Consider the following 20,282-nt stretch of genomic DNA (forward strand, 5'->3'; position numbering starts at 1 on the left):
GCCGGAGCGTGCCACATGACTGAGCATCTGACCGAAGTGAAACACCCGCTTGTGCAGCACAAGCTGACCCTGATGCGGGACAAGGCGACCTCGACCGCAGTGTTCCGCCAACTGCTGCGCGAGATCACACAATTGCTGGTCTATGAAGTCACACGCGAAATGCCGCTTGAGGACAAGACCATCCAGACTCCGATGGAGACGATGGATGCACCGTCGCTTGCGGGCAAGAAACTGGCGCTGGTCTCGATTCTGCGGGCCGGGAACGGGATGCTGGATGGCGCGCTGGAGCTGATCCCCTCTGCGCGGGTGGGTTTTGTCGGTCTTTATCGCGACGAGGAAACGCTGCAACCGGTGCAGTATTACTTCAAGGTGCCGGAATCGCTCGACAACCGGCTGGTGATCGCGGTCGATCCTATGCTGGCGACGGGCAATTCCTCGGCGGCGGCGGTCGATCTGCTGAAAAAGGCCGGGGCGACGGATATCCGGTTTCTTTGTCTGCTGGCCGCGCCCGAGGGGATCGCGCGGATGAAAGAGGCGCATCCGGATGTGCAGATCGTCACGGCGGCGGTCGATCGCGGATTGAACAGCAAAGGCTATATCATGCCCGGTCTGGGCGACGCGGGTGACCGGATGTTCGGCACCAAGTAACGAAAGGCTGCTTTACTCAGCGTTCGATTCGCGGCATCTTTGACCGCAATATATCGTGGGTGCTGCTGTGAAGATAACAAGAACTATTGCTATCTCTCTGCTGCTGGCGGGCGTCGCCCCGGCGGTGGCTCAGCCGCTTCGCGATGCCCGGCCCCCGGCCGAGTTCCCGCCAAGTTCCTATACCGCAAGGCAATATGTCGACAGCCGGGGCTGCATCTATATCCGCGCCGGGATCGACGGCACAGTGACATGGGTGCCGCGCGTGGATCGCGCGCGCCGGCAGGTCTGCGGTTATCAGCCGTCGTTAAGCGAGGCGCAGCGGGCGGAGCTTGCGACCGGAACGGGCGGACGTGCCGCGACGACGGGGCCGGTCGAGATCATCGAGCTTGACCCATCGGATCGTGCGACCGCTCCTGCCGGTACGTCGGCGCCGTCCCAGGTGACAACCGCCCCACGCGCGCCATCGCCGGGCCCGGCTCCGACCGTGTTTACGAATGAGCCATCTGCGCCTGCCCAGCGTGTTACCACCGCGCCGGAGAGCGCGGCAACGTCGACTGTCCCCAAGCCGTCCCCGGGCCCGGCGCCGACGGTGTTTACCAACCCACCTTCTGCGGAAGCGGCGCCGCAGCCAGTGGCGCCGCGTACTGCGCGGCAAACCGCGCCCGCACGACAGCCTTCGGCAGGACCTGCGCCGACGGTATTCACCAGCACGGCACCGGCGAAACGGACGGCGACGGTCAAGGTCACGACTTCTTCGGAGGCCGCGCAGGCGGGATTGTCACCGGATACGCGCGCCGTTCGACGCCATATCTATGAGAACCGCAAGAACGCAGGCACGTTTACCGTGCCCAAGGGCTATCGCCCGGTCTGGACTGATGACCGGCTTAACCCGAAACGGGCGGAAATGACGCTGCGGCCAAGCGTTGTCACCCATGGTCCGGCCGTGCCCAAAGGCTATCGCCCGGCATGGGACGACGACCGGCTGAACCCCAAGCGCGCCTTGGTGTCGCAAACCGGTGAGGCGCAGACCGACAAGATCTGGAGCAAGGACCTGCCGCGCCGTCTTTTGCCGCAGGATGCCTCCGCGCGCGTGGTTACGGTAGAAGAACCGGCGGTGCGGGGCAATTCGCCATTCTGGACCCCGCCCCTAGCGCAGACGGCGCCAGTTGCGCGGGTGTCTACCCGTTCGGCCCCGGCAAACAAGGCGGGCAATCGGGGTGGAAGCCGCTAGGTTTCAGCCGCCGCAAATACCCTGAAGCAAGACCCAGTCGCGATCCTTCATCAGAGAGGTCTGGGCTTTCCCGGCGAGGGGATCGGCCTCGATCAGGCCAATCGTGGTTTCCCCGGTCACATCGACGGCGTAGGCATAGGGCTTGGTCGAAAGCTTGGCCTCGGCAAAATTCTCAAGCAGCGCGTCCTGGGGCAGGGGCGTCTTGGGCGCGACGACGATGCGCTCGCTGTAGCCGTCGAGGATCTCCTGTGTGAGTTCGCCGGTGGTCAACAGGTGGAAAGAGGCGACAATGCCGCTTTCCTCCAGCAGTTCTTTCAGCGGGTCGAGATGCTCGGCACGGGTTTTCTCGGCCAGCACATATCCGGCGGAGACGGCGGGGTCCTCGTAATCCTCGACCAGCGCCTTGTTCAGCACGACGACATCGCCGGGCAGGTGGAGGCTGTCGCGGACACCGGCGGGCAGGATCACGATGCGGCGCACGCCAAGTTCGCGCGCGAGCCGTTTCAGGACCGGCTGGGTTTCGACAGAGCGGCAGGCCCGGCCGGATACGCGTTCGAGCCGGCCAAGCAGTGCCTCGCCTATATCCTGACGCCGGATGTCCGGCACCACGTTCAGCGTGTGGCGCATCATCGCGCCGGGCAGCCAGAGCGTCGCGGCGGCGATTGTCCCGATCACGACGGCTGCGATGCCGACACCGCGCAGGCGTCCGGGCCGGGGGCGGGCACGATCGACGGCGCGACGCAGCCTTTCGATGGCCTCGATCATTTCCGCTTCGTTTTCCGAGAGTTCCAGCGTTTCATCCGGATCGCCATCGGGGTGATAGATGGCGGGCATGCTGTTCGGATCGGCCCGTTCAATCGCAGCGAGAGACCAGTGGGTCAGCGCCTGATTGTGAAAATTCGAAATGGTCAGAGTGGCCTTGCCAATGGAAACATAGACCTCTCGCCGCTGCTCCTGCGGGGTCGGTCGCCAGAGGCCGGTGGCCTCCAGCCGTTCATACTGGGTCAGGGCTGTCATCTGCGCCGGTTTTGCCTGTGCCTCGGTGTTTTTCTTTTCATAACATGGCCAATGTCAGCAGGGCAAACTTCTGACAAGTGTCAGAGTGCCTTGGCGCGGTTGCGCAGCTCGAATTTCTGGATTTTGCCTGTCGATGTCTTGGGCAGTTCCTCGAAAACGACGGTCTTGGGCGCCTTGAAATGGGCGAGGTGGTCACGCGCATAGGCGATCAGCCCGGCGGCATCGGTGCTTGCGCCAGGTTTGAGTTCCACGAAGGCGCAAGGGCTTTCGCCCCATTTCTCGTCCGGCTTGGCGACAACGGCGGCAAGGTTTACGTCCGGATGGCCCATCAGGACGTTTTCGACCTCGACCGAGGAAATGTTTTCGCCGCCCGAGATGATCACGTCCTTGGCGCGGTCGGTGATCTGCATGAACCCGTCGGGATGCTGGATGGCGATGTCACCGGAGTGGAAGTACCCGCCTTTGAAGGCCTCGGCGGTGGCTTCGGGGTTCTTGTAATAGCCCTTCATCACGCCATTGCCGCGCATCACGATTTCCCCGTGATCGACGCCGTCCATGGTGATCTGGCCCATGTTTTCATCCACCACGGTGATATGTTCAAAGATCGGCATGGCCACGCCCTGTCTCGCCTTGACCGCGGCGCGGTCGTTGCCCTGCAATCCATCCCAATGTTCGCCCCATGTGCATTCGGTGGCAGGCCCATAGGTTTCGGTCAGGCCGTAGACCTGCGTGATGTTGAAGCCCATCGGTTCGATCTTGGCGAGCGTGGCTGGGGCAGGCGGGGCGCCGGCGGTAAAGACCTCGACCACGTGGTCGAATTCGCGACGCTCGCTTTCGGGGGCGTTGACCAGCGCGTTCAGCACGATGGGTGCACCGCCGAAATGGGTCACGCCCTCATCTGCGATAGCGTTGAAGATGGCGGGTGCGGTAATGTCGCGGCAGCAGATCAGGCGGCCGCCAACCATCGGCATCATCCATGTGTGGCACCAGCCGTTGCAGTGAAACAGCGGCACGATGGTCAGGTAGCGCGGCCGCAACACCATGCGCCAGCTGAGGATCTGGCTCATCGCGTTCAGATAGGCGCCTCGATGGTGATAGACGACGCCCTTGGGTCGCCCGGTCGTGCCGGAGGTGTAGTTGAGCGCGATGCTCTCCCATTCGTCCTCTGGCATGATCCAGTTGAATTCGGGATCGGCTTTGGTCAGCATGTCTTCGTAGGTTTCGAAGTCTCCGCTCGCGGGGTGGTTCGCGTGATCGTCGGGTACCTCGATGACTTCGGGTTTTGTCTCTCCCATGCGGGAAAGCGCGTCTTTCATGAGGGGGATGAACTGGCTGTCGACCAGTACGATCTTCGCGGCGCCATGATCAAGGATATAAGCGACGGTATCGGCGTCGAGCCTTGTGTTGATCGTGTTCAGCACCGCGCCGCAGGCGGGCACGCCGAAATGCGCCTCGGCCTGGGCGGGCAGGTTGGGGATCACAGTTGCGACCACATCGCCGGGGTTTACACCTTTGGCCGCCAATGCAGAGGCGAGCCGAGTCACGCGGTCGGTGTATTCGCGGTAGGTTTTGCGGTGCGGGCCATAGACCATGGCCAGTTCGTCAGGATAGATCAGCGCGGCCCGTTTCAGGGTGGAAAGCGGCGTGAGAGGCACGTAATTGGCCGCGTTACGCTCCAGCCCGGTTTCATCCTGCATCCAGCCCATGATCTGTCCCCTCCCTGACGGTGTGTCGTCGCGTAATATTGCGCCGCGCCGAGGGTATTGAAAAGAGGCAGATGCGCAATATTCGCAGCTTGTTATTGCGGGGCGAAGGAAATCGGATAGCATTGGTACATGATCCTAAGTCCCGGACGCCGTTATGTTTTCATCCATATCCCCAAGACCGGGGGGACCTCTCTGGCGCTCGCGCTCGAGGGGCGGGCGATGAAGGATGACATCATGCTGGGCGATACACCCAAGGCGCTGAAGCGGCGGCACAGGGTCAGCGGCAAGAACACGCGGGGTCGATTGTGGAAGCATTCCACCCTCGCCGATATCGAGGGTCTGGTGCCGGATACGGTGATGGAGGGGCTGTTCGCCTTTACGCTGGTGCGCAACCCATGGGACCGGGCGGTGAGCTATTACCACTGGCTGCGCGAACAAGCGTTCGGCCATCCGGCTGTGGCGCTGGCCGGTGCCTTGGATTTCACGGATTTCCTGTGCCATCCGAAAACCTGCGCGGCTTTCGCGGCCTCTCCGGCGGCAAGCTACATGCGGCGCAGCGACGGGCGGGAGCACTGCGGCGCCTATATCCGGATCGAAGATTTCGAGCGGGATTCCATTGGCTTGTGGGAGCATCTTGGGTTCACGCTTGACCTGCCGCATGTGAACCGGTCGGACAGGGTGCCGGATTACCGCAGCTATTACGACGATCGCGCCGCAGAAGCGGTTGCCGATTCCTGCGCCGAGGATATCGCCCGTTTCGGGTATCGGTTCGAGGGGGGGTAGACGGGCCGCTCTGGCGGTATCGGTTGAAATGGCAGGGATAGAGCCGAGTGCCCGTTCAGGGAGCCTGATCGCTTGTTGGCAAATGTGACTGCCGGTTTAAATCGCGCGTTTCACATAGAAACGTGCGCTGCGTTGGTCATACCAGTTTGGAAACCCCGGAGCGTTTGAACTCTAACGCGGGTCAGTCACCACCTTGCCGTCCCCGAAACGCGGCGAATCCCATCAGCGCGGAAAGCAGCAGAATGCCACCCGCAGGCAGCGGGATCACCGGTGTGGGAACCGATTCCGCCACGAAGCTCACGAATTCCCCCTGCACCGTGCCATTGAAGGAAAACCGGGCAACTGCGTCGGGGTCCAATAAGAGCGCCTCGACATCGGCAAAAAGCGTGGGCGCGGGAGCGCCCGGCTTCAGGATCGAAAATGAGCCTGCAAGCGTACAGCTCAGGGCAATGCAGTCCGCACCGGCAAGCGAAATTGTGATATTGCTGAAGCTCCCATTGCTGAAACGGGCGCCACCCGGGAAACCGAAAATGCTCACGTCGGACAGATCGGAGGTTAGGCCGCCAATCGTCGCCTCTGCGTCGGCGAGAGACTGGGGAAGAGGGGAATCTACATTAATGCCTGTCAAAGGATCTCCGTCAGAGTCCAGTGTGGCGGCATCCAGAAGGAAGGTCACGGTCCCGACCGTCCCGACATCCGGCAAATCGAATGTTGGCGACGGCACGACATCGATGCTTTCGACAACTTGGACGTTGAAAGCAAAGGTTGCTGCCATGGCCGGGAGTGCCGTTATTGAAACAGCTGTAGCGACCAAAGAACTGATAATGCTGCGGAATTTCATGCAATAAGCTCCTCTTTAAAGTAGATCTTTTAACAGGCCATTCGGGCCTCGAAGCAGGCCACAGAGTAAACTAAAAAAATGTCTTCTTAGAATGAAAAGATACGCGAACGCCCTTTAGAATGAAAGGCGCACATGTGGCCATCGCAGGGCGAACGGCGGGTTACTGCTGTTCGACAAGCGTAGGATTTCATCCGGGACGCGGTGCTGACGGTTGGTCGGGCTTTTAGGCGCGCGTTATATATATGCAGAAGCGTCCGAAAGCCCGGTTGGAGTCCTTGCTGAGGGATCAAACAGTGGGTTGTCTGCCGGGACGGGTATTACGGTGGTCGCTACCAAGACTTGCTCAGACCGGGTCGCCCGCGTCCATGCGGCTGAGGAAGTCTTCCGCGCCGGTCAGGATCTCATCCTGGCGATCGGAATCCATCTTGTCCCATGTGCGATACATCATGGCCATGCGGGGATTGTCTGAAAACCGACTGCGATGGCGGGACAGGAAATGCCAATAGAGCAGGTTGTACGGGCATGCGTCTTTTCCGGTTTTTTCCTTTACGGAATAGGAACATTCGGAACAGTAGTCCGACATCCGGTCGATGTAGCTGCCCGATGAGACATAGGGTTTGGATGCGACCAATCCGCCGTCGGCGAACTGGCTCATGCCCACGGTGTTCGGGGCCTCGACCCATTCGAATGCATCGAAGTATACGGAAAGATACCATTCATGCACTTGGGCAGGGTCGATCCCGGCCAAAAGGGCAAAATTCCCGGTGACCATCAGTCGCTGGATATGATGCGCGTAGGCTTCCTCATTGGTTTGTTCGACAGTTTTTGAAAGACAGGTCATGCCGGTTTTCTTTCCCCAGTAGAGACCTGGAAGCGCCCGGTCGTGTTCGAGCCAGTTTCTGTCGGCGTAATCGGGACCTTCATGGAAATAGATCCCGCGCACGAATTCGCGCCAGCCGATGATCTGGCGGATGAAACCCTCTGCCGCATTGAGCGGGGCGTGCCCTTTCTGCCATGCCTTTTCCACCCGGCGGCAGACGTCCAGCGGGTCGAGTAAGCCGATGTTGAGATAGGCAGAGATCAACGCGTGGTAGAGGAACCGGTGCCCGGACAGCATAGCATCCTGATAGTCGCCAAATTGGGGTAGGGTAGTTTCGATGAAATTTTCGAGCGCGGCGTCGGCCTCGGTCGCGTCGGTGGCAAAACCAAAGGGGCGTAATTCGCCGAAGTTATCGGAAAACGTCGCGTCGACGAGGTCGAGCACTTCCTGCACGGTTTCGTCCGGTTCGAAATTCAGCGGACTGGGCATGAAGAGATCGGCATTGGCTGGCTTGCGGTTGTCCTGGTCGAAGTTCCATTTGCCCCCGGCTGGCTCATCATCCTCCATCAAAAGTCCCGTCTTGCGACGCATCTCGCGATAGAAATACTCCATGCGCAGCTGTTTGCGCCCGTCCGCCCAAGCGCGGAAATCGGCGTGGCTGGCGACGAAACGGTCGTCTTCGAGGATGTCGAGATCGAGCGGCGTGTTCTGCAAGGCCTCGATCAGCCGCCATTCGCCGGGGCGCGTGGCGGTCACGCTGGATGCGCCGCTCTCGGACGCGCGGCGAAGCAGTTCGCCCGGGATCGACCCGGCGTTGTCCGGATCGTCGAGCCGGGTGTAGTCCACCGTCCAGCCGTCGTTGCGGAGCTGTTGTGCGAACTTGCGCATGCAGGCGAAGACCAGCGCGATCTTCTTAGGGTGGTGGGGGACGTAGGAGGCCTCGGAGGTTACCTCGGCCATGACGACACGATCATTCGCCTTGTCTGCGGCGCGTAGCGAGGCAAGCGTCGGGGTGAGCTGGTCGCCGAGAACGAGGACCAGTTTCACCACGGGACTTCTTCTCCGGCCCAGTCGAAAAAGCGCCCATTATCGTTTCGGTCCAGCCCGCCGATCACGCGCAGAAGGTTTTCGGCGGCCTCCCCAGGTGCGACTTTTTTGTGACCGGGATAGTCTTGGGTGAAACTGGTAGCGACCGTCCCGGGATGAAGCGCGACGACGACCGCTGATTTATTTTTGCGCCTGATTTCGATGGCCGCAGTGTGGACGATCTGGTTGGCAGCCGCTTTGGAGGCGCGGTAGCTGTACCAGCCGCCGAGGGCATTGTCGCCGATGGAGCCGACGCGCGCTGTGAGAACTGCGACGACAGGCCGACCTTCTTGCGCCAGTAAACGGGGGGCATGACGCAGAACCAGCGCCGGGCCAATCGTGTTGATGGCCAGCAACTCTGCCATCGCCGCCGCGTCGATCTGGTCGAGCGATTTCTCGGGTTGTCCGCCCTGCGGTGCAAGGATGCCTGTTGTGACTAGGATCAGGTCGAAGGGGCCGGTCTGGTTTCCGAGCACCCGGTCGACCGAGTCCGCATCGGTGACGTCCAGTTGATCGCTGCTGCGCGACAAACGGGTCACCTCGATCTCGCTCTCCTCAAGCCTTGTGGCGACGGCGTCGCCAATTCCTCCGGACGCTCCGATGATCAGGGCCTTTTTCACGCGCTTCTCCCTTGTGGTAGCGCTTGGATCTAGTTCTGATCGGTGGGATGAAAACCCCGGAGATCAGGCCCTCGGGGACAGGGGCGTGTGGTCGGAAACGGTCATAGGGGCTCGCAGGATGTGGCCAATGAGGTGATCCCGGTGCGTTTCATTGGACCAAAAGAAAAGGGCGCCACGTGGGCGCCCTTTAGCATTTGCGGATCAGGCTGCTTTGGCCTCGGGCGAGAAGCGCCCGTAGAAGGTTTGGTTCTTGGCCGCCATCTCGCGCAGAAGATCGGGGCACTTGAAGCGCTCGCCGTATTTCGCTTCGAGCTGGTCGCAGCGTTCGGCGGCATAGGGTGTGCCGATGATGTCGAGCCAGCTGAACGGGCCACCGGACCACGGCGCAAAGCCCCAGGCGAGGACCGCGCCGACGTCGCCTTCGCGAATGTCTTCCAGCACGCCTTCTTCGAGCGCGCGGACAGCTTCGAGCACCTGCGCGAACATCAGCCGTTCCTGAATCTCGATCAGGTCGGGCTGTTCATCGGCCAGTGGGTACTTGTCGTGAATACCTTTCCAATACCCGATACGTTTGCCCTTTTCGTCATAGTCGAAGTAACCGGCCTTGGCCTTCCGGCCCAGACGGCCTTCTTCCTCCATCCAGAACACCAGATTGTCAGCCTCGGAGGCAGGGTATTCGTTGCCCATCGCTTCCTTGGTGGCGCGGGTGATCTTGGCCGCGAGGTCGATGCTGGTTTCATCCCCCAGCTGGATCGGGCCGACGGGGAAGCCAAGCTGACGTGCGGCATTGTCGATCAGCACCGGTGCGACGCCTTCTGTGACCATGCGGGTCGCCTCGTTGCCGTAGGGGATGATGCAGCGGTTGCAATAGAAAAAGCGCGCATCGTTGACGACGATCGGAGTCTTGCGGATCTGGCGCACATAGTCGAGCGCCTTGGCCACGGCCCGGTCACCGGTTTCCTTACCCTTGATGATCTCGACCAGCAGCATCTTCTCGACGGGCGAGAAGAAGTGGATGCCGATGAACTGGTCGGGGCGCTTGGACGCCTTGGCCAGCCCGGTGATCGGCAGGGTCGAGGTGTTGGAGGCAAAGATGCAATCTTCGGGGATGATCGCCTCGACCTTCTGGGTCATTTCGGCCTTGACCTTGGGATCCTCGAATACGGCTTCGATGATCAGGTCGCAGTCTTTCAGCGCGTCGAGATCCGGGGTCGCGTTGATCAGGCCAAGCATCGCCTCTTTCTTTTCGGGCGTGACCTTTTTACGGGAAATGCCCTTGTCGAGATAGGCCTCGGTATAGGCTTTGCCCTTGTCGGCGGCGGCCTGATCCCGGTCGATCAGCACGACCTCCATCCCGGCCTGTGCGGAGACGAGCGCGATCCCCGCGCCCATCATGCCCGCGCCGAGAACGCCCAGTTTTTTAACCCGTTGATCCGGTATGCCTTCGGGACGGACCGCGCCTTTTTCCAGCGCTTCCTTGTTCACGAAGAGCGAGCGGATCATTGCGCCTGAAGAGGGGTTCATCAACACATGGGTGAACCACCGCGCCTCGATCTTTAGCGCCGTGTCAAAGGGAACAAGCGCGCCCTCATAGACCGCGCTCAGCAGCGCCTTGGCCGCAGGGAAAGCGCCCTGCGTCTTGCCGTTGACCATGGCGTTCGCGCCCACGAAGGTCATGAAGCCCGCCGGGTGATAGGGCGCGCCGCCGGGCATCTTGTAGCCCTTTGCATCCCATGGCTTCAGGATGTCTGCGTCGGTCGCGTTCAGAACCCATTCGCGTGCGGCGGCAACCGGGTCGTCGACAACCTCATCGATCACGCCCGCGCCCTTGGCCTTGGACGGTTCCAGCATCTTGCCTTCAAGAAGCAGCGGCGAAGCTGCCATCGCGCCGAGCTTGCGCACCAGACGCGTCGTGCCGCCTGCGCCGGGGAAGATCCCGACCATAATTTCAGGCAGGCCGATCCGTGCCTTGGGATTGTCGGCGACAAAGATGCGATGGGTGGCCAGTGGCAGCTCCAGCCCGATACCGGCCGCGGTGCCGGGCAGGGCGGCGGCAATCGGTTTGCCGCCCTTGTTGGTCTTGGCATCCATGCCGGCGCGTTCGATCTTGCGCAGCAGGGCGTGCATTTCCATCGTGCCCTCGAAGAGCCCTTTGGCCGGATCGTCGCCCGCGCTTTCCTTGAGCGTCGCAAGCAGGTTCAGGTCCATGCCGCCGGCAAAGGAGCCTTCCTTGCCCGAGGTGATGACCACGCCTTTGACGGCCTCGTCCGCAAGCGCGTCGTCGATGCAGGATTCCAGTTCCTTCAACCCGTCGATCGACATGACGTTCATCGTCTTGCCGGGGCAGTCCCAGGTGATCAGAGCGACGCCATCGGCGCCTTTTTCCATCGTGAAATCAGTCATTTGATGTCTCCTCTTTCCCGGCTTACACGCGTTCGATGATGGTGGCCGCGCCCATGCCCGAGGCGATGCACAGCGTCGCCAGACCGGTTTCCTTGTCGGCGCGTTCCATTTCGTCCAGCAGGGTGCCGATGATCATCGCCCCGGTCGCACCGAGCGGGTGGCCCATTGCGATGGAGCCGCCGTTCACGTTGACCTTGTCGCTGTCCACGTCGAAAGCCTGCATGAAACGCAGCACGACAGCGGCAAAGGCCTCGTTCACCTCAAACAGGTCGATGTCCTTGATGTTCATACCATTTTCGGCAAGGATCTTCTGCGTCACCGGGACAGGACCGGTCAGCATGATGGTCGGATCGGTGCCGATCTTGGCGGTTGCCTTGATGCGAGCGCGGGGTTTCAGCCCGTATTTCTCACCGAATTCCTTGTTGCCGATCAGCACGGCGGCGGAACCGTCTACGATGCCAGAAGAATTGCCCGCGTGGTGGATGTGGTTGATCTTTTCCAGATGCGGGTATTTCAGCATCGCCACCTTGTCAAAGCCGGGCATGACTTCGCCCATCGCCTGGAACGACGCGTTCAGCGCACCAAGGCTTTGCATGTCGGTCTGGGGACGCATGTATTCGTCATGATCGAGGATCGGCAGACCGTTCTGGTCTCGCACGGTGATCACCGATTTGTCGAAACGCCCGTCGTCCCAGGCGGCCTTGGCACGGCGCTGGGATTCCACGGCCAGCGCATCGGCCTCGTCGCGGGTAAACCCGTATTCGGTGGCGATGATGTCGGCGGAAATGCCCTGCGGCACGAAATACTTTTCCATCGCCAGCGTCGGATCGACGGCAATCGCCGCCCCATCGCTGCCCATGGCTACGCGGCCCATCATCTCGACGCCGCCCGCGATATAGGCATCGCCCGCACCGCCCTTGACTTGGTTTGCGGCCAGGTTGACCGCCTCCATGCCCGAAGCGCAGAACCGGTTGATCGCGAGACCGGGGATTGATTCATCGAGATCCGAGGCAAGCACCGCCGAGCGTGCAAGGCAGCCACCCTGTTCCATCACTTGCGTAACATTTCCCCAGATCACGTCCTCGACAGCATGGCCATCGAGATTGTTTCGTTCTTTCAGCGCGTTCAGCGTCAGGGCGGAAAGGCGCAGCGAGGTCACCTCGTGCAGGGCGCCGTCCTTGCGGCCCTTGCCCCGTGGCGTGCGCAGCGCGTCATAAATGTAAGCGTCGGTCATATGGTCCTCCTTAGGCCCGGTCGGCAGGCGAGCCGGGCATCAAGTCATAGGGGTGTTTCCAGCCCGGCTGTTCGCTGAGGCGCGTCAGCCAGGTATCGATATGGGGCCAGTCCTTGCGGTCGAAACCGAAAGGTTCCGGATAATAGAGATACCCGCAGCAGGAAAGGTCCGCATTGGTGACGTCGCTGCCCACGATCCAGTCGCGCTCTGCGAGATGGTCATTCAGCGTCGCATAAGCCGATTTCAGGCGGCCGAGGTTGAAAGAGATTACATCTGCCGGTCGTTTGTCCTCGGGCAGGAAGTTCATGAGAAAACGGGTCAAACCGGCCGTGGAACTGAGCTTGTGGTTGTCCCAAAGCACCCAGCGCAAAACGTCGTATTTCTCGGCCTGATCCTTGCCTGCGAATTTGCCCGATTTGTCGGACACATACTGCTGGATCACGCCCGACTGGCTGAGGCGGATATCTCCATCGATCATCACAGGCGCTTCGCCCATGTTGTTGACGGTGCTCCGGTAGTCCGGGCTGCGCGTCGCGCCGTTGAAAAAATCAACGTAAACCGGTTCCCAGTCGAGGCTCGAGAGTTGCAGCGCTATCGCGGCCTTGTAGGAATTGCCGCTTTCACCGAAACAGTGCAGCTGGATCGTCATCTTTCAAGCCCTCCCAAGGCGTGTGCTGAGATGTCGGAATTTCCGTATTTGAAACGAGAAGAAGCACAGGATGCGTTTCTTTCGTAACCTTGTCTTAAAGTTTTAGGTGTCAAGTGAGAGATGCGGTACAGGCTGCCGAGCCGATGACCGCACGAGGAGAAGCCCCGCGGCCCCGCTCGAGTGGCGGAGAGTCGGATCGGCGCCGGGTCGCGGGGTGAACGCATACAGTCCTTCTTCTCGTTCCAAATACGGCCGCCGGAGGCGGGAGCAAGGGGGCAGGGAGCGGGGCGCTGATGTGTCAAAGCGACCTCGCAATCAACTCTTTCATGATCTCGTTGGTGCCCCCGTAGATGCGCTGGACGCGGGCATCTGCCCACATGGCGCCGACCGCATATTCCATCATGAAACCGTAGCCTCCGTGTAGCTGGACGCATTCGTCAAGCACCTCGCATTGGGTGTCCGAGGACCAGTATTTGATCATTGCTGCTTTTTCGACGCTCAGCTTGCCTTCGAGGTGTTCCAGCATGCATTCGTTGAGGAAAGCGCGGGATACCGTCGTTCTCGTCTTGCATTCGGCAAGCTTGAAGCGGGTGTTCTGGAACTGGGTAAGGGGGCCGTTGAAGGCCTGTCGTTCCTTGCAATAATCGATCGTGCGCTCGACCGCGCCTTCCATTGCGCCCTGCGCGGTGCACGCGATGGTCAGACGCTCCTGCGGCAACTGGCTCATCATCTGGTAGAAACCCTGTCCCTCTTCACCGCCAAGGACGTTTTCGGGCGGGATTTCCACGTTATCGAAGAAGAGCTCCGAGGTATCCGCGGCATGCATGCCGACCTTCTCAAGATTTCTGCCACGCTGGAAGCCGCTGGCACCGTCGGTTTCAAGGACCACCAGCGACACGCCTTTTGCCCCGAGGGACGGGTCTGTCTTGGCGGCCACGACGATCAGGTTCGCGTGCTGGCCGTTCGAGATGAAGGTTTTCTGACCGGAGAGCTTGTAGGAATTCCCTTCGCGGGTCGCCTTTGTCTTGATGTTCTGTACGTCTGATCCGGTTGAGGGTTCGGTCATTGCAAGAGCGCCGACCAGTTCGCCGGAGACCATTTTTGGCAACCAGCGTTGTTTCTGTTCTTCGCTGCCATAGGCGAGGATATAATGCGAGACAATCGGGCCGTGGATGGCCGCGCCCCAGCTGGCGAGGTTCGCGCGGGCGGCTTCGATGAGGATCGCGGCTTCGTGGCCGAAATCCCCGCCGGCGCCGCCGTATGCTTCGGGAATGGAGGGGCAGAGCAGGCCGAGCGCACCGGCTTCCTGCCAGATCTCGCGATCCATCTGACCCTGATGGCGCCATTTCTCGAATTTCGGGGCCCATTCGCGATTGATGAACTGGGCCGTCATATCGGCGAGCATGTGATGCTCTTCGCTCATCCAAGCGCTTGTTGCCGAGAACGTATCTTTCATTGTGCCTTTCCTCCCGTGGCATTCGAGCGGCTATTCCGCGCGGGGCGGGGCGCCGTTCTTTCCTGCATTGAACACGAAACCGGTCTGCTGGCATCTGCAAGCGATTTCCGATGGAACGGAAAATCTCCGGCAGCGCCATCGATCCGGAACACTGCGCAGTTTCGCATTAACAGGTCACGACTGTCGTGCGTTCTCCTCTTGCCGGAGAGCCGGACGGCGCACCGCCCGGTTCGCAGGAACGGGGGTCAGAAATTCGCCGCTTCCAGCGCCATGACCGTATCTGCACCGCTCTGGATGCGTGAAAGGTGCAGGGCTGTCGCCGGGAGCTGCCGCGCCATGTAGTAACGACCGGTGGCGAGCTTGGTTTCATAGAACTCCTTGTCCGAGGCGCCATCGGCGAGCGCGGTCATCGCGGCCTTGCCCATCTGCGCCCAGACAAGCCCTAGGCAGACATGACCGAACATGTGCATGAAGTCATAGGACCCGGCCAGCGCGTTGTTCGGGTTCTTGATGCCTTCGGCCATGAAATACATGCCTGCGGCCTGAAGGTCTTTCGAGGCCTTCTTGAGCGGCTCGAGAAAGTCCTTGTCGAACGCTTCGTCCTGACCCGAGTTCTCTTTGATGTAGTTCTTGACCAGATCGAAGAACGCCATCACGTGTTTGCCGCCATCGACAGCCAGTTTGCGGCCCACAAGGTCCAGCGCCTGCACGCCGTTGGCACCTTCGTAGATCATCGCGATGCGGGCATCGCGGGTGAACTGCGACATGCCCCATTCCTCGATATAGCCATGACCGCCGTAGATCTGCTGGGCCTTGACGGTCATGTCGTAGCCCTGATCGGTGAGGAAGCCCTTGATGACAGGGGTCAGCAGCGACACCAGACCGTCGGCGTCCTTGTCGCCTGCACGGTGGGCGCGGTCGATCATGCTGGCGCCCCAGAGGATGAAGGCGCGGGCGCCTTCGGCGAAGCTTTTCTGGTCCATCAGCGAACGACGGATGTCGGGATGCACGATCAGCGGATCGGCCGGGCCATCTGGGTTCTTGACGCCTGTCACGTCGCGGCCCTGAAGGCGGTCCTTGGCATATTCAAGCGCATTCTGGAACGCGACCTCTGCCTGCGACAGGCCCTGCATGCCGACGCCGATGCGGGCTTCGTTCATCATGGTGAACATGGCGCGCATGCCCTTGTGCTCTTCGCCGAGTAGGTAACCGGTGGCCTCGTCGTAGTTCATCACGCAGGTCGAGTTGCCGTGGATGCCCATTTTCTCTTCGATCTTGCCGCAGGCGACGCCATTGCGCGCGCCAAGGCTGCCGTCCTCGTTGACGAGGAATTTGGGCACGATGAAGAGGGAGACGCCCTTGATGCCTTCCGGCGCGCCGGTGATCTTGGCCAGAACGAGGTGGATGATGTTGTCGGCCATCTCGTGCTCGCCTGCCGAGATAAAGATCTTTTGGCCGGAAATCTTGTAGCTGCCGTCATCCTGCGGTTCGGCCTTGGTGCGCATCAGGCCAAGATCGGTGCCGCAATGCGGTTCGGTCAGGTTCATGGTGCCGGTCCATTCGCAGGACACCATGTTGGGAAGATAGGTGTTCTTCTGCTCGTCCGACCCGTGGGCAAGGATGGCCGAAGCCGCGCCGTGGGTCAGGCCCTGGTACATGGTAAAGGCCTGGTTGGCGGAGGAGAACATTTCGCCCACGGCAGTGTTCAGCACGTAGGGCATGTTCTGGCCGCCATATTCCTCGGGCATATCGAGCCCGGGCCAGCCGCCTTCCTTTACCTTGTCAAAAGCTTCCTTGAAGCCCGTGGGGGTACGCACGACGCCGTTTTCCAGCTTGCAGCCTTCGGTATCGCCCACCGCGTTCAGCGGCTGGAGCACTTCGGAACTGATCTTGCCGGCCTCTTCGAGGATGGCATTGGTAAACTCGGGCTCAAGCTCTTCGTAGCCCGGAACATCGGCCTGCGTGACTTTCAGCACCTCGTGCAGAATGAATTGCATATCCTTTGTAGGGGCGGTGTAACTTGGCATCTGGGCGCTCCGTCTTAGCTGGTTTGCGTCGTTTTCGGGGGAAGGAAGGACCGCCTTATTCTGCGGCCTGCTTCGGGTTTTCGTCGGCTTGCATAATCTTTTCGGCCCAGTTCATCTGCTCCTGAAGGTCCGAAATGGCCGCGTCGAGTTCGTCGCGCTGGCGCTGCATGTCGGCCAGCCGTTCGCAGGCGACCTCGTAGGTCTTGCGGATCTGCGTCTGCTGCTGGTCATCGATGTGGTAAAGGTCCAGCAACTGGCGCACCTGTTCCAGCGAGAAGCCGAACCTTTTGGCTCGCAGGATCAGCTTTAGCCGCGCGCGGTCACGCTTGGTGAACAGTCGCTTCTGTCCTTGGCGGACCGGAAACAGAAGTTCTTTGGATTCATAGAACCGCAAGGTACGTGCGGTGACGTCGAAGACGTCGCACATTTCGCGGATGGTCAGGAATTTTTCTGTCATCATGTCTGAATTGCTCGTGTGGGTTGTGTTCTCGCGAAATGATGATCTGGGCGCCTCATTACAACGAAAGTTGACGTTCACGTAAGTTGAACGTCACGTCATTTCACAAACGGCGCAAGAGAATTTCTTCAGCCTTGGCTGTCAGGTAATATTTTACCCTGGGGAATGTGGAATTCGCGTGGGAAACGGCAAGTGTGAGAGCCGGAAGCGACTCAGTCGATCTCTGATTCAGCCTCGCTGCGCAGCTTGCGAAGCTCGCTCATCGCTTCTTCGATCTGCTGTTTCTGCTCCGCAAGGTCCACGAGCTGGCGATCGGCCATTTCGACAAAGGCCTGCATCTGCGGTTTTGTGCCGTCTTTCTCGTATATCAGTAGCCACTGACGGATATCTTCCAGCTGAAAGCCGAATCTGCGCCCGCGCAGGATCAGCTTCATCCGTGCGATTTCACGTGGTCCGTAATGGCGGGTGCGCCCTTCGCGATGGGGGTGGATGAGCTCAATATATTCGTAATAGCGCAGGGTTCTTGGCGTGACATCGAACCGCGCACACATTTCTTTGAAACTCAGGTTAACGTCAGCCATCGGATTTCTCTGCTTGCATAGTTCAAAGGTTAAGGCCGCAGGCGCGCAGACGCAACCAGCGGGCTTGCCCTTTGGGGACGGGTTTGATCATAAGGTGATGACAGCAGGAAAACAGGAACGCGGCATGTCTGAAAAAACCGAACTGGCCCAACAGTTCATTCACGCCCTGCCGCATGCGCGTGAACTCGGCCTGAAGATTACCCGACTTGGGGCCGGATATGCCGAAATGACCATGCCCTATGACGAACGTCTTGTCGGCGATCCGCAGACAGGGGTCCTGCATGGCGGTGCGGTTTCCACTGTGATCGATACCTGCTGCGGCACGGCGGTTATGAGCCATCCGGACGCGCGGGGCATCACGGCAACGATCGATCTGCGTATTGAATACATGCGTGCGGCGACGCCGGGACAGTCGATTGTTGCCCGCGCCACCTGCCATCACATAACGCGCAACGTCGCTTTCGTCGAAGCGACTGCCGTGGACAATGATACTGACGTGCCGGTGGCCCGCGCCTCGGGGTCGTTTACGGTGGGAGAAGCATGATGGCGCGCGCCCGTCCCGAACCGGTCCAGGTCGTCAAGCAACGCCGGGACGTGGCCCTGTCCGCTCTGGTCGAGGGGGTGCCTTACGTGCGCTTTCTGGGCATCGATTTCGACCGGCGTGGCGACGAACTGACGGGCGTTCTGCATTTTTCCGAAAAACTGATCGGCAATCCGATGCTGCCTGCCATCCATGGCGGGGTCACGGCGGCCTTTCTCGAGGTGACATCGATCATTTCGCTCAGCTGGGTCTATCTCTGGCCCGATATCGAAAGCGGCGCGCTGGATCTGTCCGAGGTCACGCCGTCAACGATGCCACGTTTGCCGAAGACAATCGGATTCACCGTCGATTACCTGCGCACCGGTTTGCCGCGTGATGCCTATGCCCGGGCAACCGTGACGCGGCAGGGGCGGCGCTATGCCTCGGTGCGCGCCGAGGCTTGGCAGGACAATCGCGACAAGCTCTTTGCACAAGGCTCCGGCCATTTCCTGATGCCGCCTGCCGTTTCGGTGGCCGATGGCTGAGACGGTCGCGACGACGCCACCAAAGCCGATCACCCATCGCCGCGTGCTCAATATCGCGGCGCCGATCGTTCTGTCCAACGTGACGGTGCCGATCCTTGGTATCGTGGACACCGGCGTTGTCGGTCAGCTCGGCGAGGCCGCTCCGATCGGCGCGGTCGGGATCGGCGCGATCATCATCACGACGCTCTACTGGTTTTTCGGATTTTTGCGGATGGGCACGACCGGGCTGACCGGTCAAGCCGAAGGGGCAGGCAACCACCGCGAAGTAACCGCCATCCTGATGCGGGCGCTGTTGATCGGCGTTTCTGCCGGTGTCTTGCTCATTCTGTTGCGAGCGCCGCTGTTCTGGGGCGCCTTTATGCTTTCGCCAGCGTCGGAAGAGGTCGAAACCCTCGCGCGCTCCTACATGTCGATCCGGATCTGGTCCGCCCCCGCTGCCATCGCGATATTCGGCATCACCGGCTGGCTGATCGCGCTCGAGCGGACACGTGCCGTTCTTGCGATACAGCTCTGGATGAACGGGCTGAACGTCCTGCTCGACCTGTGGTTCGTGCTGGGGCTTGACTGGGGCGTGTCCGGTGTGGCCATCGCTACGTTTCTGGCCGAGTGGTCCGGGCTGGTGCTGGCGCTCTGGTTCTGCCGCGGCGCTTTCCTTGGCCCGGACTGGCGCGACCGGTCGTCGATCTTCGATCCAGTGGCCTTGCGCCGGATGGTGGTCGTCAACAGCGATATCCTTGTCCGGTCGCTGCTGTTGATGTCGGTGATGGTATCCTTCCTGTTCCTCGGCGCTGATTTCGGAGACGTGACGCTGGCCGCCAACCAGATCCTGTTGCAGTTCATCGAGATAACTGCCTGCTTCCTCGATGGTTTTGCCTTTACGGCGGAAGCTCTCGTCGCGCAGGCGATTGGCCGCCAAAGCATACCGCGACTGCGCCGCTCGATCATGATGGCGTCTGTCTGGGCGGTTGTCGGGGCGTTCCTGCTTGGCGCTGCATTCGCACTGTTCGGCGGGATGATCGTGGATACGATGGCAAAGGTGCCCGAGGTACAGTCTGAGGCGCGGGTATACCTAGCCTATATGATCGCTGTACCGGTCCTGGGCGTGGCAAGCTGGATGCTGGACGGTGTTTTCATTGGCGCGACCCGTACCGGAGACATGCGCAACATGGCCTTTATCTCCACCGGAGCTTACGCCATTGCGGTTGTGGTGCTGGTTCCGCTCTGGGGCAATCACGGCTTATGGATGGCTTTCCTGCTGTCGTACGTCGCGCGGGGCCTGACGCTTGCGGCGCGCTACCCCGCGCTGGAACGTGGTGTCGCTCCTGATTAAGGGCAGACTTCCCGAAAAATATCACGCTGTTGCCTGCGGGTGATAATCAATCGGATGCCAGTTCCTGCATTTCCTGCAAATTTTAGAAAAAATTGTGCAATCGGTTCAGAACGTACGAAGCGACGCATCTGATAATCGGCGAACTAGAATCCGCTCCGGTTCCCTGAAATCGTTTGTTTCCAGTTTCTTGGCGTATGGATAGGCGCTGTCTCGCGACCCCTCAGGGCAACGATGCATGCCCGTAAAACACCGAAATCACCGCACATTGCACCTTTGATCTGCGCGACATCAGAGCATTTCTGACTTCACCGAAATTTAAGCCTTTGCC

The 20,282-nt window shown here is 60.5% G+C and carries 18 protein-coding genes; 6 read left to right on the forward strand and 12 right to left on the reverse strand.

The genetic code is table 11. From position 1 onward, the window contains the following. The first annotated feature begins 15 nt into the window (after positions 1–15). Both upp and MF268_RS06910 read left to right on the forward strand, forming a co-directional pair. A complete protein-coding gene (gene upp / locus MF268_RS06905) occupies positions 16–648 on the forward strand; it encodes a uracil phosphoribosyltransferase (protein ID WP_238370143.1) in 633 nt (210 codons plus the stop codon). Between the two features lie 67 nt (positions 649–715). Further along, positions 716–1,879, forward strand: coding sequence for an SPOR domain-containing protein (locus MF268_RS06910; RefSeq protein WP_238370144.1), 1,164 nt, complete (start codon positions 716–718; stop codon positions 1,877–1,879). 3 nt (positions 1,880–1,882) lie between these two features. Here MF268_RS06910 and MF268_RS06915 read toward each other — a convergent pair whose 3' ends face one another. Further along, the gene (locus MF268_RS06915) at positions 1,883–2,896 is read right to left on the reverse strand and encodes a hypothetical protein (RefSeq protein WP_238370145.1); all 1,014 of its coding nucleotides are present in this window, start codon (positions 2,894–2,896) and stop codon (positions 1,883–1,885) included. Between the two features lie 80 nt (positions 2,897–2,976). After that, a complete protein-coding gene (locus MF268_RS06920) occupies positions 2,977–4,602 on the reverse strand; it encodes an AMP-binding protein (protein WP_238370146.1) in 1,626 nt (541 codons plus the stop codon). Between the two features lie 129 nt (positions 4,603–4,731). Here MF268_RS06920 and MF268_RS06925 point away from each other — a divergent pair, with 129 nt between their 5' ends. Further along, entirely contained in the window at positions 4,732–5,385 is a 654-nt protein-coding gene (locus MF268_RS06925; protein WP_238370147.1) for a sulfotransferase family protein, read from the forward strand. Positions 5,386–5,566: 181 nt separating this feature from the next. On the opposite strand, the gene MF268_RS06930 is transcribed toward MF268_RS06925, so the two are convergent. The 10 genes from MF268_RS06930 to MF268_RS06975 all read right to left on the reverse strand — a co-directional run bounded on the left by MF268_RS06930 (position 5,567) and on the right by MF268_RS06975 (position 17,559). Further along, positions 5,567–6,226 carry a hypothetical protein gene (locus MF268_RS06930; RefSeq protein WP_238370148.1) on the reverse strand — a complete coding sequence of 220 codons (660 nt, stop codon included), beginning with the start codon at positions 6,224–6,226 and terminating at the stop codon, positions 5,567–5,569. 343 nt (positions 6,227–6,569) lie between these two features. After that, positions 6,570–8,096, reverse strand: a complete 1,527-nt coding sequence (locus MF268_RS06935; protein WP_238370149.1) for a cryptochrome/photolyase family protein — start codon at positions 8,094–8,096, stop codon at positions 6,570–6,572. Beyond that, entirely contained in the window at positions 8,090–8,752 is a 663-nt protein-coding gene (locus MF268_RS06940) for an SDR family NAD(P)-dependent oxidoreductase (RefSeq protein WP_238370150.1), read from the reverse strand. The genes MF268_RS06935 and MF268_RS06940 overlap by 7 nt, the downstream gene beginning before the upstream one ends. Positions 8,753–8,953: 201 nt before the next feature. Next, complete coding sequence (locus MF268_RS06945; RefSeq protein WP_238370151.1) at positions 8,954–11,155, reverse strand: 3-hydroxyacyl-CoA dehydrogenase NAD-binding domain-containing protein; 2,202 nt, start codon at positions 11,153–11,155, stop codon at positions 8,954–8,956. Between the two features lie 22 nt (positions 11,156–11,177). Continuing rightward, a complete protein-coding gene (locus MF268_RS06950; RefSeq protein ID WP_238370152.1) occupies positions 11,178–12,389 on the reverse strand; it encodes an acetyl-CoA C-acetyltransferase in 1,212 nt (403 codons plus the stop codon). Positions 12,390–12,399: 10 nt separating this feature from the next. Then, on the reverse strand, positions 12,400–13,038 hold the full coding sequence (locus tag MF268_RS06955; protein WP_238370153.1) for a glutathione S-transferase family protein: 639 nt from the start codon (positions 13,036–13,038) through the stop codon (positions 12,400–12,402). Positions 13,039–13,336: 298 nt separating this feature from the next. Beyond that, positions 13,337–14,494 (reverse strand): acyl-CoA dehydrogenase family protein, encoded by a 1,158-nt coding sequence (locus tag MF268_RS06960; RefSeq protein ID WP_238370154.1) that lies wholly within the window; start codon positions 14,492–14,494, stop codon positions 13,337–13,339. Between the two features lie 245 nt (positions 14,495–14,739). Further along, positions 14,740–16,521 (reverse strand): acyl-CoA dehydrogenase C-terminal domain-containing protein, encoded by a 1,782-nt coding sequence (locus MF268_RS06965; RefSeq protein ID WP_238370155.1) that lies wholly within the window; start codon positions 16,519–16,521, stop codon positions 14,740–14,742. A 55-nt stretch (positions 16,522–16,576) separates the two neighbouring features. Continuing rightward, the gene (locus MF268_RS06970) at positions 16,577–16,978 is read right to left on the reverse strand and encodes a MerR family transcriptional regulator (protein ID WP_238370224.1); all 402 of its coding nucleotides are present in this window, start codon (positions 16,976–16,978) and stop codon (positions 16,577–16,579) included. A gap of 212 nt (positions 16,979–17,190) precedes the next feature. Further along, entirely contained in the window at positions 17,191–17,559 is a 369-nt protein-coding gene (locus MF268_RS06975) for a MerR family transcriptional regulator (protein ID WP_088634696.1), read from the reverse strand. Between the two features lie 124 nt (positions 17,560–17,683). On the opposite strand from MF268_RS06975, the gene MF268_RS06980 reads away from it, so the two are divergent. From MF268_RS06980 to MF268_RS06990, 3 genes are read left to right on the forward strand one after another with little or no spacing between them, the layout of a single operon-like run. Then, the gene (locus MF268_RS06980; RefSeq protein WP_238370156.1) at positions 17,684–18,103 is read left to right on the forward strand and encodes a PaaI family thioesterase; all 420 of its coding nucleotides are present in this window, start codon (positions 17,684–17,686) and stop codon (positions 18,101–18,103) included. Next, a complete protein-coding gene (locus tag MF268_RS06985; RefSeq protein WP_238370157.1) occupies positions 18,103–18,624 on the forward strand; it encodes a PaaI family thioesterase in 522 nt (173 codons plus the stop codon). The genes MF268_RS06980 and MF268_RS06985 overlap by 1 nt, the downstream gene beginning before the upstream one ends. Then, a complete protein-coding gene (locus MF268_RS06990) occupies positions 18,617–19,954 on the forward strand; it encodes an MATE family efflux transporter (protein ID WP_238370158.1) in 1,338 nt (445 codons plus the stop codon). The genes MF268_RS06985 and MF268_RS06990 overlap by 8 nt, the downstream gene beginning before the upstream one ends. Positions 19,955–20,282: the final 328 nt, after the last annotated feature.

The sequence above is a fragment of the Heliomarina baculiformis genome (assembly GCF_019966545.1).
Taxonomy (GTDB): Bacteria; Pseudomonadota; Alphaproteobacteria; order Rhodobacterales; family Rhodobacteraceae; genus Heliomarina; species Heliomarina baculiformis.

Bases quoted from the DNA above. Each gene is read 5' to 3' on its own strand.
- upp (WP_238370143.1), top strand. From the start codon at position 16: ATGACTGAGCATCTGACCGAAGTGAAACACCCGCTTGTGCAGCACAAG.
- MF268_RS06930 (WP_238370148.1), bottom strand. From the start codon at position 6,226: ATGAAATTCCGCAGCATTATCAGTTCTTTGGTCGCTACAGCTGTTTCA.
- MF268_RS06960 (WP_238370154.1), bottom strand. From the start codon at position 14,494: ATGAAAGATACGTTCTCGGCAACAAGCGCTTGGATGAGCGAAGAGCAT.
- MF268_RS06985 (WP_238370157.1), top strand. From the start codon at position 18,103: ATGGCGCGCGCCCGTCCCGAACCGGTCCAGGTCGTCAAGCAACGCCGG.
- MF268_RS06955 (WP_238370153.1), bottom strand. From the start codon at position 13,038: ATGACGATCCAGCTGCACTGTTTCGGTGAAAGCGGCAATTCCTACAAG.
- MF268_RS06965 (WP_238370155.1), bottom strand. From the start codon at position 16,521: ATGCCAAGTTACACCGCCCCTACAAAGGATATGCAATTCATTCTGCAC.
- MF268_RS06990 (WP_238370158.1), top strand. From the start codon at position 18,617: ATGGCTGAGACGGTCGCGACGACGCCACCAAAGCCGATCACCCATCGC.
- MF268_RS06950 (WP_238370152.1), bottom strand. From the start codon at position 12,389: ATGACCGACGCTTACATTTATGACGCGCTGCGCACGCCACGGGGCAAG.
- MF268_RS06915 (WP_238370145.1), bottom strand. From the start codon at position 2,896: ATGACAGCCCTGACCCAGTATGAACGGCTGGAGGCCACCGGCCTCTGG.
- MF268_RS06925 (WP_238370147.1), top strand. From the start codon at position 4,732: ATGATCCTAAGTCCCGGACGCCGTTATGTTTTCATCCATATCCCCAAG.
- MF268_RS06970 (WP_238370224.1), bottom strand. From the start codon at position 16,978: ATGACAGAAAAATTCCTGACCATCCGCGAAATGTGCGACGTCTTCGAC.
- MF268_RS06975 (WP_088634696.1), bottom strand. From the start codon at position 17,559: ATGGCTGACGTTAACCTGAGTTTCAAAGAAATGTGTGCGCGGTTCGAT.
- MF268_RS06980 (WP_238370156.1), top strand. From the start codon at position 17,684: ATGTCTGAAAAAACCGAACTGGCCCAACAGTTCATTCACGCCCTGCCG.
- MF268_RS06945 (WP_238370151.1), bottom strand. From the start codon at position 11,155: ATGACTGATTTCACGATGGAAAAAGGCGCCGATGGCGTCGCTCTGATC.
- MF268_RS06920 (WP_238370146.1), bottom strand. From the start codon at position 4,602: ATGGGCTGGATGCAGGATGAAACCGGGCTGGAGCGTAACGCGGCCAAT.